The sequence below is a fragment of the Shinella sp. genome, from assembly GCF_049651085.1.
Taxonomy (GTDB): Bacteria; Pseudomonadota; Alphaproteobacteria; order Rhizobiales; family Rhizobiaceae; genus Shinella.
In genome coordinates this window covers 17582-30266 of sequence record NZ_JBASBL010000019.1, presented here as the reverse complement: position 1 = coordinate 30266, position 12685 = coordinate 17582, and the positions used below count along the sequence as shown (strand labels likewise).

General features: G+C 64.0%; 13 protein-coding genes and 1 pseudogene. 9 read left to right on the top strand and 5 right to left on the bottom strand.

The window, feature by feature from the left end:
- Positions 1 to 726, top strand: a pseudogene (locus tag WA950_RS11050) (transporter associated domain-containing protein); the annotation flags it as partial.
- Here the strand turns inward: WA950_RS11050 and WA950_RS11045 are convergent.
- Positions 727 to 1008 (bottom strand): BolA family protein, encoded by a 282-nt coding sequence (locus WA950_RS11045; RefSeq protein WP_424551764.1) that lies wholly within the window; start codon positions 1006 to 1008, stop codon positions 727 to 729.
- Positions 1009 to 1130: 122 nt separating this feature from the next.
- On the opposite strand from WA950_RS11045, the gene WA950_RS11040 reads away from it, so the two are divergent.
- The 4 genes from WA950_RS11040 (at position 1131) to WA950_RS11025 (ending at position 5808) form a co-directional block, all read left to right on the top strand.
- The gene (locus WA950_RS11040) at positions 1131 to 1763 is read left to right on the top strand and encodes a J domain-containing protein (protein ID WP_424551763.1); all 633 of its coding nucleotides are present in this window, start codon (positions 1131 to 1133) and stop codon (positions 1761 to 1763) included.
- A 122-nt stretch (positions 1764 to 1885) separates the two neighbouring features.
- Positions 1886 to 2884 carry a cobaltochelatase subunit CobS gene (gene cobS, locus WA950_RS11035; RefSeq protein ID WP_424551762.1) on the top strand — a complete coding sequence of 333 codons (999 nt, stop codon included), beginning with the start codon at positions 1886 to 1888 and terminating at the stop codon, positions 2882 to 2884.
- A 16-nt stretch (positions 2885 to 2900) separates the two neighbouring features.
- Positions 2901 to 4802, top strand: a complete 1902-nt coding sequence (gene cobT, locus WA950_RS11030) for a cobaltochelatase subunit CobT (protein ID WP_424551761.1) — start codon at positions 2901 to 2903, stop codon at positions 4800 to 4802.
- The gene (locus WA950_RS11025; RefSeq protein ID WP_424551760.1) at positions 4792 to 5808 is read left to right on the top strand and encodes an esterase-like activity of phytase family protein; all 1017 of its coding nucleotides are present in this window, start codon (positions 4792 to 4794) and stop codon (positions 5806 to 5808) included. Before cobT ends, WA950_RS11025 begins: the two co-directional genes overlap by 11 nt.
- A gap of 55 nt (positions 5809 to 5863) precedes the next feature.
- On the opposite strand, the gene WA950_RS11020 is transcribed toward WA950_RS11025, so the two are convergent.
- Positions 5864 to 6502: a VUT family protein gene (locus tag WA950_RS11020; RefSeq protein WP_424551759.1), complete on the bottom strand. Its 639-nt coding sequence runs from the start codon at positions 6500 to 6502 to the stop codon at positions 5864 to 5866.
- Positions 6503 to 6674: 172 nt separating this feature from the next.
- Positions 6675 to 6965 carry a 50S ribosomal protein L28 gene (rpmB, locus tag WA950_RS11015; RefSeq protein WP_424551758.1) on the bottom strand — a complete coding sequence of 97 codons (291 nt, stop codon included), beginning with the start codon at positions 6963 to 6965 and terminating at the stop codon, positions 6675 to 6677.
- A 255-nt stretch (positions 6966 to 7220) separates the two neighbouring features.
- On the opposite strand from rpmB, the gene WA950_RS11010 reads away from it, so the two are divergent.
- Positions 7221 to 7997: a DUF3108 domain-containing protein gene (locus tag WA950_RS11010; protein ID WP_424551757.1), complete on the top strand. Its 777-nt coding sequence runs from the start codon at positions 7221 to 7223 to the stop codon at positions 7995 to 7997.
- A gap of 32 nt (positions 7998 to 8029) precedes the next feature.
- A complete protein-coding gene (locus WA950_RS11005; protein ID WP_424551756.1) occupies positions 8030 to 8911 on the top strand; it encodes a DMT family transporter in 882 nt (293 codons plus the stop codon).
- 3 nt (positions 8912 to 8914) lie between these two features.
- On the opposite strand, the gene gloB is transcribed toward WA950_RS11005, so the two are convergent.
- Complete coding sequence (gene gloB / locus WA950_RS11000; RefSeq protein WP_424551755.1) at positions 8915 to 9679, bottom strand: hydroxyacylglutathione hydrolase; 765 nt, start codon at positions 9677 to 9679, stop codon at positions 8915 to 8917.
- An 89-nt stretch (positions 9680 to 9768) separates the two neighbouring features.
- On the opposite strand from gloB, the gene WA950_RS10995 reads away from it, so the two are divergent.
- Both WA950_RS10995 and WA950_RS10990 read left to right on the top strand, forming a co-directional pair.
- A complete protein-coding gene (locus tag WA950_RS10995) occupies positions 9769 to 10518 on the top strand; it encodes a class I SAM-dependent methyltransferase (RefSeq protein WP_424551754.1) in 750 nt (249 codons plus the stop codon).
- A gap of 60 nt (positions 10519 to 10578) precedes the next feature.
- Complete coding sequence (locus tag WA950_RS10990; protein ID WP_424551753.1) at positions 10579 to 11511, top strand: prephenate/arogenate dehydrogenase family protein; 933 nt, start codon at positions 10579 to 10581, stop codon at positions 11509 to 11511.
- On the opposite strand, the gene WA950_RS10985 is transcribed toward WA950_RS10990, so the two are convergent.
- Positions 11512 to 12519, bottom strand: coding sequence for a DUF2125 domain-containing protein (locus WA950_RS10985; protein ID WP_424551752.1), 1008 nt, complete (start codon positions 12517 to 12519; stop codon positions 11512 to 11514).
- Between the last annotated feature and the right edge of the window lie 166 nt (positions 12520 to 12685).

Here is a 12685-nt window from a genome sequence, read left to right as displayed (position 1 = left end):
GCGAAATCCGACCGGGACAGGGTGCCCAGCGTGCTCGATCTGGAGGCGCTGGAAGTCTCCGACATCATGATCCACCGCACGACGATGCGCGCGCTCAATGCCGGCGATCCGCCCGAGGAGATCGTCAAGGCGGTGCTGGAAAGCCCCTATACGCGCATGCCGCTCTGGTCGGGCTCGGTGGACAATATCGTCGGCGTCGTACACGCCAAGGATCTGCTGCGCGCCCTCACCGAACCGGGCGTCGAGCCAAAGACCCTTGACATCACCAGGGTCGCGCAGAAACCGTGGTTCGTGCCGGACACGACGACGCTGAAGGAGCAGCTTGCCGCCTTCCTGCGCCGCAAGGAGCATTTCGCGACGGTGGTGGATGAATATGGCGAGGTGCAGGGCCTCGTCACGCTTCAGGACATCCTGAAGGAGATCGTCGGCGACATTTCCGACGAGAAGGACGTCGACATGCAGGGCGTACGGCAGGAAGCCGACGGCTCGCTCGTCGTCGACGGCAGCGTGGCGATCCGCGACCTCAACCGTGCCTTCGACTGGAGCCTGCCGGACGAAGAGGCGACGACCATTGCCGGCCTCGTCATCCACGAATCGAAATCCATTCCGGAAGAACGGCAGGCCTTCACCTTCTACGGCAAGCGCTTCATCGTCATGAAGCGGGTGAAGAACCGTATCACCAAGCTGCGCATCCGCCCGGTCGAGCCGGAGCCGTCACGCCGCTGATTACCAGCGGGTCGCTTCGCCGGGCGCTGCCGCCTCGACGGCAAGCGCGTGCAGCCCCGCATCGAACTCCGCTTTCACCAGATCGTTGATCGCCCGGTGACGAGCCACACGGCTCATGCCGGCAAAGGCGGACGAGACGATGCGGATGCGCATATGCGTCTCGCCCTCGCCGTCATAGCCCGGCTGATGGCCGGCATGCAGGTGGCTTTCGTTGATGACCTCAAGACGCTCTGGCGAGAACGCCGCATCGAGCTTCTCGGTTATGCTGGATTTGATCGACATGGAAAACCTTTGAAGGCCCGCTTGCGGGACGCAGGTCGCGCGGCGCGACACGAAAATGGTTCCACAAAGCCAGCAACAATCCGCTTTGTCAATTCTTGTTGTGGGCCCTCCAGAACCCCATAATGGGCACCATGAAACTCGATTCCAAATACTTCGATCACATCCGCACGAAGCGGCGCGTGGAGCGTCCCGAACGTTCCGCGCCGTCCTGTCAGTGGGATGGCTGCGAAGAGAACGCCGTGCATCGGGCACCCGTCGGCCGCAATGCCGAGGGGCAGTATTTCATGTTCTGCTTCGAACACGTCAAGGCATACAACAAGGGCTACAACTACTTCTCCGGTCTCTCGGACGGCGAGATCGCACGCTACCAGAAGGAAGCGATCACCGGCCACCGCCCGACCTGGACGATCGGCGTCAACAAAGCCGCCAAGAACAGCCCGGCGCAGGGCACGGCGCGCTCCGGCACGGCCGGGGCAAATCAGCGCATCCGCGATCCGTTCGGCCTGTTCGGAGAAGGCAAGGGGCGCGGCCCCCGCATGGAACCGCGCGCCAGAAAGCTGAAAACCCTCGAGGCGAAAGCCTTCGATACGCTCGGCCTTGCCGCCGATGCGACGACGCAGGACATAAAATCCGCCTACAAGGCGCTTGTCAAAAAGCATCACCCGGATGCAAATGGCGGAGATAGAGGCTCGGAGGAGCGTTTTCGCGCGGTCATCCAAGCATATCAATTGTTAAAGCAGGCCGGCTTCTGCTAGAGCATTTTTGCAACCGGACGGAATCGCCCGGCGTCGCACACATGCGGTCAGAAGAACAGCATAGTCGGCGTATAACAGGACATATGGGCGGGCGCGCGGGTGGCGGCTGCTGCGGAGACGTGATGAGCAAGATGGATCTCGACATTTCCAACCTCCCGGACACCACGGTTTCCGTGCGGGAGGTTTTCGGCATTGATACCGACCTTCGTGTCCCGGCCTATTCCAAGCCGGACGCCTATGTTCCGGACCTCGACCCGGACTACCTGTTCGACCGGGAGACGACGCTCGCGATTCTCGCAGGCTTCGCCCACAACCGGCGCGTCATGGTGTCGGGCTACCACGGTACCGGCAAATCGACCCATATCGAGCAGGTCGCCGCCCGCCTCAACTGGCCGTGCGTGCGCGTCAACCTCGACAGCCATGTCAGCCGTATCGACCTCGTCGGCAAGGACGCCATCGTCGTCAAGGACGGGCTTCAGGTCACCGAATTCAAAGACGGCATCCTGCCCTGGGCCTACCAGCACAATGTCGCGCTCGTCTTCGACGAATACGATGCCGGCCGCCCGGACGTGATGTTCGTCATCCAGCGCGTGCTGGAATCCTCCGGCCGCCTGACGCTGCTGGACCAGAGCCGCGTCATCCGTCCGCACCCCGCCTTCCGCCTGTTCGCGACCGCCAACACGGTCGGCCTCGGCGATACGACCGGCCTCTACCACGGCACGCAGCAGATCAACCAGGCGCAGATGGACCGCTGGTCCATCGTCACGACGCTCAACTACCTGCCGCATGAAAACGAAGTCAGCATCGTTGCCGCCAAGGTGAAGCGCCTTGCTGCCGGCAAGGATGGCCGCGACACGATTTCGCGCATGGTGCGCGTCGCCGATCTCACCCGCGCCGCCTTCATCAACGGTGATCTTTCGACCGTGATGAGCCCGCGCACGGTCATCACCTGGGGGGAAAACGCCGAGATCTTCGGCGATCTCGCTTTCGCCTTCCGCGTCACCTTCCTCAACAAGTGCGACGAACTGGAACGCACGCTGGTTGCCGAACTTTACCAGCGCGCCTTCGGCGTGGAACTGAAGGAAAGCGCCGCCAATATCGTCCTGGAAGCGACGGCCTGACGGCAGGGTGAAGCGCATGGCAGCTCGCGGAGACAATTCGAAGCCGAGGCCCGGCGGCGTGGTCGACATGGAACCGTTCCGCCGTGCGGTAACGGGCTGCGTGCGCGCCGTCTCGGGCGATGCGGAGGTGGAGGTTACCTTCGCCAACGAGCGCCCCGGCATGACCGGCGAGCGCATTCGTCTGCCGGAACTGGCCAAGCGCCCCTCACCGACCGAAGTCGCGATCACCCGCGGCCTCGGCGATTCGATGGCGCTGCGCAAGGCCTGCCACGACGCCCGCATCCACGCGACCATGTCGCCGCAGGGTGCGGATGCGCGGGCGATCTTCGACGCTGTCGAACAGGCGCGCGTCGAGGCGATCGGCTCCAACCGCATGCACGGCATGGCGCAGAACCTCACCACCATGCTGACGGAGAAATACGCCAAGGCGAATTTTGGTGCGATCACCCGCCAGGCCGATGCGCCGCTCGAGGAGGCCGTCGCCCTCATCGTGCGCGAAAAGCTGACGGGGCAGGCCCCGCCGGCCTCGGCCGGCAAGGTGCTCGACCTCTGGCGCGACTTCATCGAGGACAAGGCCAGCAAGGACATGGACGGGCTTTCCGCCGCCATGAACGACCAGCAGGCTTTCTCGCGTGTCGTGCGCAACATGCTCGCTTCCATGAACGTCGCCGAGCAGTACGGCGAGGACGACACCGAACAGGACGATTCGGAAACGCCCGAGGACGAGAACCAGCCGCGGAGCGACGAGCAGGAAGAAAACAGCAGCCAGGAAGATGCCGGCGACGATTCCGCGCCTGCCGACGAAAACGAGACGTCCGACGAGCAGATGGACGAAGGCGAGATGGACGGCGCGGAAATCTCCGACGACGATCTCGTCGAGGATGACGGCGACGACACGGAAACGCCCGGCGAAGTCCGCCGCCCGAACCATCCCTTCACCGATTTCAACGAGAAGGTCGACTATACGGTCTTCACGCAGGAATTCGACGAGACGATCACCGCCGAGGAACTGTGCGAGGAAGCCGAGCTCGACCGCCTGCGCGCCTTCCTCGACAAGCAGCTCGCCCACCTTCAGGGCGCCGTCGGCCGTCTTGCCAACCGCCTGCAGCGCCGCCTGATGGCGCAGCAGAACCGCGCCTGGGAATTCGACCTCGAAGAAGGTTATCTCGACAGCGCCCGCCTGCAGCGCATCATCATCGATCCGATGCAGCCGCTCTCCTTCAAGCGTGAGAAGGACACGACCTTCCGCGATACGGTCGTCACTCTGCTGATCGACAATTCCGGCTCGATGCGCGGCCGGCCGATCACGGTCGCTGCCACCTGCGCCGATATTCTCGCCCGCACGCTGGAGCGTTGCGGCGTGAAGGTCGAAATCCTCGGCTTCACCACCAAGGCCTGGAAGGGCGGCCAGTCGCGCGAGAAGTGGCTCGGCAGCGGCAAGCCGCAATCGCCAGGCCGTCTCAACGACCTGCGCCACATCGTCTACAAGGCCGCAGACGCCCCGTGGCGTCGCGCCAGGCGCAATCTCGGCCTGATGATGCGCGAGGGTCTGCTGAAGGAAAACATCGACGGCGAGGCGCTGATCTGGGCGCATGACCGCCTGCTCGCACGCCCCGAGCAGCGTCGCATCCTGATGATGATTTCCGACGGCGCGCCGGTCGACGATTCGACGCTTTCGGTGAACCCCGGCAATTATCTGGAGCGGCACCTGCGCGCCGTCATCGATCAGATCGAGACGCGCTCGCCGGTCGAACTCCTCGCCATCGGCATCGGCCATGACGTGACCCGCTACTATCGCCGCGCCGTCACCATCGTCGATGCGGACGAACTGGCGGGGGCGATGACCGAGCAGCTTGCCTCGCTCTTTGCCGACGAGGCCACCTCCCGTCGCCCGTCCGGCCGCCGTCGTGCGGGCTGAGCGGACGTTTCCGGCCAGCGGCCTTCGCGCCATCCTTCTTTCCGCCCTGCTCTGCCTGCCCGTCGGCCGGCCGGCTGTGGCCGACAGCGCCGATATGCCGGTTACCAGCCACGCCATTTCCGGGTTCATGGCGGGCTCGGACCAGCGCACCTTCGGCAAGCTCGAATTCCTGGGTGGCATCAGCGCTTCCTCCAGCGATTCCCGGTTCGGCTCCATCTCCGCCATCCGCTTCCGCGAGGACGGGCAGAATTTCGTGGCCGCGCTCGATACCGGCCACTGGCTGACCGGGCGCGTCGAACGCGACGCGGAAGGCTGCCTGAGCGGCCTTGCCGATGTGGAAATCCGCTCGATGCTCGACAAGGATGGGCAGAACGGGAATATCAAGTTCAAGATGGATGCCGAGGGCCTTGCGATCCGCGAGGGCGAACTCCTCGTCAGCTTCGAGGTGCTTCACCGGATCGAGGTCTATCCCGATCCGGGCTTCATGGCTGAAAAGCCGAAGCGGCAACTGCCCTTCCCCTTCCCTTTGTGGGAAATGCGCATCAATCGCGGCCTGGAGACCCTTGCCATGTCGCCGGCAGCAGGACCGCTCGGCGCAACGCCGGTGGCCGTGACCGAGCGCAGCCTCGATGCCGATGGCAATGTCTTTGCCGCAGTGCTGGAAGGCCCACGCAAGGGCCTGTTCTCCGTCAAGCGCTCCGACCCGTGGGACATCACCGACGGAGCCTTCCTGCCGAACGGTGACCTTCTGCTGCTGGAGCGCCGCTTCCGCCTTTCGGACGGCATGGGCATGCGCATCCGCCGGATAGACGGCGACACTATCCGTCCGGGCGCCGTGGTCGACGGCGAAGTGCTGATCGACGCCGACCTCAGCCAGCAGATCGACAATATGGAGGGGCTGGACGTGGTGGTGATGGCGGAAAACGACATCCGCGTGATCGTCGTTTCCGACGACAACAACTCCATCCTCCAGCGCAACCTGATGCTGGAATTCCGCCTCAAATGAAAAAACCGCCCGCTGGTTGAGCGGACGGCTTTCTGTTTCAGAACTTTTCCTTGTTTCAGGCGATCTTCTCGACGCCCGGCATCGGCTTCAGCCTGCTCATCAGCGCGCCATAGGGCAGCAGCATGACGAGACCGACCAGCAGCTTCACGGAGAAGTCGCCGAGCGCCCAGGAGAGCCAGCGCGGGGCCTCTGCGCTGAAGACACCCAGCACCGGCGCCCATTCGATCGCGAAGGCATCGTTCGGCCCGAAGATCGAGAAGAACGGTGCGAAGGCGAAGGAGAAGAAGATCATCGTATCGAGCACCGAGCCGATCAGCGAGGCGATCAGCGGTGCGCGCCACCAGGTCTGCCGGCGCAGCCTGTTGAAGATGGAGATGTCCAGCAACTGCCCGGCAAGGAAGGCCGAGCCCGAAGCGATCGCGATGCGCGGCGTGGAAAGCGCAAAGGAAATGACCACCGCCACAAGGAAACCGGCCACGACGACACGGCGCGCCATGCGCGGTCCGAACTGCCGGTTGGTAAGGTCGGTGATGAGGAAGGCGACCGGATAGGTGAAGGCGCCATAGGTCAGCAGATCGCCGAGAGCGATACCGAACAGTTCGCCCGAAAGCGGGTACTGCACCAGCACGTTGGAGGCGACGACCACGGCGGTCATCAGGAGGACATAGATAAGGGTAGTACGGTTCGCTAGCATTTTTTTATCCTGGGTGATGCCACCAGTTGGAGGGACGAAGCAGTTCCGGGAAAAGCGTGACACGGCTTCCCGCCTGGAATTGCGATTTAAAACGATGATATGCGCACAACATTGAGGCCTGCCCGGAAACCGGCCAAGCCTCAATGAAAACGGTCTGGCTTAGTGCCTGAAATCAGGCAGCAGCAGCGGTCTTCTTGGCGATCTGGCGGCGCAGCAGGCGAGCGCGCATCGACAGTTCGTTCTCTTCGGCCTTCAGCAGGAAGGCGTCGAGGCCACCGCGGTGCTCGACAGTGCGCAGGGCAGCTGCGGAAACGCGAAGACGGTAACGCTGGCCGAGAGCATCGGAAATCAGCGTGACATTGCACAGGTTCGGCAGGAACTTGCGCTTCGTCTTGTTGTTTGCGTGGCTCACATTGTTGCCCGACTGGACGCCCTTGCCGGTCAATTCACAACTACGGGACATGGTACACCTATTTTTCTTGCTCAGGACAATACGTTTCCGGCACCGAAACCGGCCGCAGTCCGTATGGCCTTTTTGGAAAGTTGCGGTTCTATAGTCACACTGGGCGGCGGCGTCAAGCCAAACCTGTAGCGGCGCTGGAAATCAGTTGCCAAACATCGCGATTTACGGGCAATAGCAGGATGTTCAGCAAATCTCCATGGCGTAGAATCGCCGCAATGGCAGGCTAGGCGGAGCGTCTCTATGGGAGTCGTGAAGATGATCGGGCGGGGTTGGATTGCCGGTGCGGCCATGGCGCTTGCCTTTTCGGTGAGCGCGACGCCGCTTTCATCCGCCGAAATCCTGCATCGCACGGACTACGCCATCCGTCTTTCCGGCCTGCCCGTCGCGACCGCCAGCTTCCACTCCCAATTCAACGGCGACCGTTTTTCCATCTCCGGCAGCCTGCATTCCGCCGGCCTTGCGGATATCTTTGCCCGCACGAAGGGCACGACGTCGGTTTCCGGCATCGTCAGCCGCGACAAGCTGCGGGCCCAGTCCTACTCGGTGACCTACCAGAGCGGCAAGCGAGGGCGCGCCATCGACGTGACCTTCCGCAACGGCAATGTCGTACATGCCAGCATGGTGCCGGCGCGCAAGAAGCCGGACAACTGGGTGCCGGTCTCCAGCGCCGACATGCGCGCGGTGCTCGACCCGATCTCGAGCCTCATCATTCCCGCAGGAAACCGCATTTGCCCAAAGACGCTGCCGATCTTCGACGGGGAATCGCGCCTTGACCTGCAATTGACGTCGAAGGGCACCAAGTCCTATTCCACCAAGGGCTTCGAGGGCGAGGCCGTGGTCTGCGGCGTCCGCTTCATCCCGAAATCCGGCTACAGGAAGGGCCGCGACGACGTGGAATATCTGCGCAAGCTGCGGACGATGGAAATCTGGTTTGCCAAGGCCGAAGGAGCAAATGTATATGCTCCGGTCTATGTACAGATTCCGACCAAGCTCGGCCCTGTCACCGTCTCGGCCACGCGCTTCGGCGGCTGACGTGCCCGGTCGGCAGACCGGAGTGACGAGCCTTGAAGATGCGTGCAACCCTGATCGGCTTTTCCGCGATCCTCATGTGGGCGCTGCTGGCGCTTTTCACCGCCGCCTCCGGCAAGATGCCGCCCTTCCAGCTTTCCGCGATCTGCTTCCTCATCGGTAGCCTGCCCGGCATCCTCGTGCTCGCCGCCCGGCCGGAACGCACGCGCCTTCTGAGGCAGCCGGCGAAGGTCTGGATCACCGGCATCCTCGGCCTCTTCGGCTACCACTTCCTGTACTTCACGGCCCTGCGCAACGCACCAGCCGTCGAAGCCGGCCTCATCGCTTATCTCTGGCCGCTCCTCATCGTCGTCGGCTCGGCGCTGCTGCCGGGCGAGACGCTGAAATGGAATCATATCGTCGGCGCCTTGCTCGGCCTCGCCGGCACGGTGCTGATCGTCGGGCGCAATGGCTTCGCCTTCGACGAGGCCTATCTCATCGGCTATGGCGCCGCCTTCCTCTGCGCCTTCACCTGGTCCGGCTATTCGCTGATCACCCGCCGCTTCGAGGCGGTCTCGACCGATGTGGTGACCGGCTTCTGCCTCGCTACATCCATCCTGTCGCTGCTCTGCCACCTGATGCTGGAAACCACCGTCTGGCCGGAGACGAACTTCGAATGGCTCGCCGTCGCCGGCCTCGGCCTCCTGCCGGTGGGCGCTGCCTTCTATGCCTGGGATTTCGGCGTTAAGAACGGCGACATCCAGATCCTCGGCGCGGCAAGCTATGCCGCCCCGCTGCTCTCGACGCTGGTGCTCATCCTGACCGGCTTTGCCGAGCCGTCCTGGAACATCGCTCTTGCCTGCCTTCTGGTGACGGGCGGGGCGGTGCTGGCCGCCAAGGACATGATCCTCAGGAAGCGCGCCGCAGCTCCGGCCTGATTTTCAGAACCGGTCTTTTCGCGCCCGGATTTCGGCGAACACTTCCGCATCGCTCGCCGTCTCCAGGCCGAGATGGCGGCGGATCGCCGGGTCGGCCGCACGCAGGAACGGGTTCGTCGCCTTCTCGAGGCCGATCGTCGTGGGTGCCGTGAAGGCCCCCTCCGCCCGCAGTGCCTCGATCTCGGCAACCCGGCTCGCCAGGGCGGCGTTTTCCGGGTCGACGGTCAGGGAGAAACGCGCATTCGACAGCGTGTATTCGTGGCCGAAATAGACGACGGTTTCGTCCGGCAACGCGGAAAGCTTCTCAAGCGATTGCCACATCTGTGCCGGCGTGCCCTCGAAGAGGCGGCCGCAGCCGAGCGCAAAGAGCGTATCGGCGGCAAAAAGCAGCTTTTCTTCCGGCAGGTGGAAGCAGATATGGCCGAGCGTATGGCCCGGGGTGGCGATGACGTCCACCCGGCGGCCGGCAAAGTCGAAACTGTCGCCGCCATCCACCTTGCGGTCGATGCCGGGAATCGCTTCGCGCGCCGGCCCGACGATCGTCACACCAAAGCGCGCCTTCAGCGCCGGATTGGCCTCGACGTGATCATTGTGATGATGCGTCGTGAAGACGTGGCTCAACGTCCAGCCGCGACGGGCGAGCGCATCGAGGATCGGCTGTTCCTCCGGCGCATCGATGCTTGCGGTAGCGCCCGTCGCCGGGTCGTGCAGCAGCACCCCGAAATTATCGCTGCGGCAGGCAAAAAGCTCGATTTCCAGGGCGGTCATGGCGCATTCCTCATCATATCGGTCGGTGTCGCGCGGAATGTAAGGCAATCACCCTTGAAGTCCACCGGACCATCGCTAACATTCACGCCATGCATGCCGATATCGTCGACCTCCGGGAATTCTATCACTCGCCGCTTGGCCGCCTTGCCGATCAGTCGATCGCCATGGCGCTTTCATCGCTTTGGGCGCGCCTGCCCGACGAGCGCCTGGTGGGCCTCGGCTATGCCGTGTCCTATCTCGACCGTTTTCGCGCGGATACCGAGCGGACCTTCGCCTTCATGCCGGCCGGACAGGGCGCGGTGAACTGGCCGCCGAACGAGCTCTCCTCGACGGCGCTGGTCTTCGACGAGGAACTGCCCCTGCCCGACGCTTCGGTCGACCGGGTGCTGATGGTGCATTCGCTGGAATTTGCGGAAAACCCGCGTGAGACGATGAAGGAACTCTGGCGCGTGCTGGCGCCGGGCGGCCGCCTTGTCATCGTCGTGCCGAACCGGCGCGGCGTCTGGGCGCGCATGGAGCACACGCCCTTCGGCTCCGGCCGGCCCTATTCGCGCGGCCAGCTCACGGCATTGCTGCGCGAGACCAATTTCACGCCCGGCGCCAGTGCCGAGGCGCTGTTCTTTCCGCCCTCCAAGCTGCGCGGCGTGCTGAAGCTGCGCAGCGCCTTCGAGCGGCTGGGGCGCACGCTATGGCCGATGTTCTCCGGCGTCATCATCGTTGAGGCGCAGAAGCGGCTCTACCAGGGCCTGCCCGTTGCCGCCCGTGCCTCGCGCCGCGTCTTCGTGCCCGTGCTGGCGCCGCAGGGCGTGCCGACGACGCGCGAGGGTACGTCGCGCTGATCCCCTCGACAAATGCCGGGACGGTCGCTAGAGCGAAACGGCAGAAAAGAGGCGACGGACATGACGGACGTACATTTCGACAAGATCGCGCTGATCGGCATCGGCCTGATCGGCTCCTCCATCGCTCGCGCGGTGAAGGAAAAGGGCCTTGCCAGCACCGTCACCATTTCGAGCCGCAGCCAGGAAACGCTCGAGCGCGCCCGCGAACTCGATCTCGGCACCGACTACATCCACGACGCCGGCGAGGCGGTGGAAGGGGCTGATCTCGTCATCGTCTCGGTCCCCGTCGGCGCCTCCGGCAAGGTGGCGCAGGATATCGCCCCGCACCTGAAGCCCGGCGCCATCGTCACCGATGTCGGCTCCACCAAGGCCTCCGTCGTGGCGCAGATGCTGCCGCACATGCCGAAGAACGTGCATTTCATTCCGGGCCACCCGCTGGCGGGCACCGAGCACTCCGGCCCGGATGCCGGCTTTGCCGAACTCTTCAAGGGCCGGTGGTGCATCCTGACGCCCGTGCACGGCACCGACAAGGAGGCCAAGCGCAGGCTCTCCGCCTTCTGGGAGGCGCTCGGCTCGAAGGTCGACGAGATGGATACGGAGCACCACGACAAGGTGCTCGCCATCGTCTCGCACCTGCCGCACATCATCGCCTACAACATCGTCGGCACGGCGGACGATCTGGAGACGGTGACAGAATCGGAAGTCATCAAATATTCAGCCTCGGGCTTCCGCGACTTCACCCGCCTTGCCGCCTCGGACCCGACCATGTGGCGCGACGTCTGCCTGCACAACAAGGACGCAATCCTTGAAATGCTGTCGCGCTTCTCGGAAGACCTCGCCTATCTCCAGCGCGCCATCCGATGGGGCGACGGCGACAAGCTCTTCGACCTCTTCACGCGCACCCGCGCCATCCGCCGCTCGATCATCGACGCCGGACAGGACACCGCCGCACCGAACTTCGGCCGCCCGGTGGAAGAGAAGAAACAAAGCTGATCAGAGCGGCGGGATTTCCGCGATCGGGAAGGGACCGAGATAGACCGTGCCCTGCTGAACATTCAGCTTCACCACGGCGCGATCCTGCCCGCCTGAAAGCCCCTTGATGGCGCTCGCCACGCGCTTTGCGGTCTTGGCCGCATCCGGGAACACGTCCGACACCCGATCCCGCCAGGCCGTGATGCCTTCGATCGTGAGATCGAGCGTGCCCGAGAGCGTGCCGTCGTCGCCGACCTTGACGGGCCCGGAAAGCGTCATCGTCTTGCCGTCTCCCAGATCGAGCGACAAGGCGCGCAGTTCCGCACTCGTGCCGAAAGGAATCGCGGGTGGCGGGCCCTCGCTGGACATCCACTTGGCCGCATCCGCGATCGTCACGTCGACCGCGAGGTTGAACGGCGGCAGCACCTTCCCACCCAGTTCGAGCGCGAGCCCATCGAGCGAGGCAGCGACGTCGAGCGCTTCACCGGACCGGCGGAGATGCTTTTCGCCATGGGTGGCGGCAATGCCGACCGACAGCCCTTCGGACGGCGCGTTGAGCCTGCCCTTCAGCCCGTCATAGGCGACCGAGGCACGGTCGAGCCCGTCCGTCCAGGCAACGGTGCTGGCGCGCAGCAAATCCCAGTTCACATCGAGGGCGAAGTCCGGCGTCACGCGCACCTGCGCCGGTCCGTCGAGTTCGATGATCGCGTGGCCGGGACGATAGACCTGTGCGGCCGAGCGCAGTTCCCCGAAGCTCGCCGACAGGCCGGTGGGCCGGTCGTCGATACCGACCGAATCGCAGAAGACGCCAATCCGGAACGGGTAGCCGCGAACGGACAGATTGCTGCACGAGGCGGAATGCATGCCCGCTTCGGAGGCGGCAAGCTGCTGCGTCAGCCGATCCTTCAGCCGGCCCGCAGCATAGAACCACCCACCCGTATAGAGCGCTCCGAAGACAACGATGGCAATGGCAAGCCAGACCAGCTTGCGCGTAACTCCGGACGTGCCTGCGCGGCTTGACGATGCCATAGTGTTCTCCAATTGTGACGGGTAATGATTTGCCCGCTGAAGCAATTCCGCTTTTCCTCGAATCGCGAAATCGCTTTATCTGGTTACCTGACATGCACTTGCGGACGCAAACCGCTTCGCATTCGTGTCGAAACTGCCCTGCGACAAAGCCGGCAATTGCGGCGGC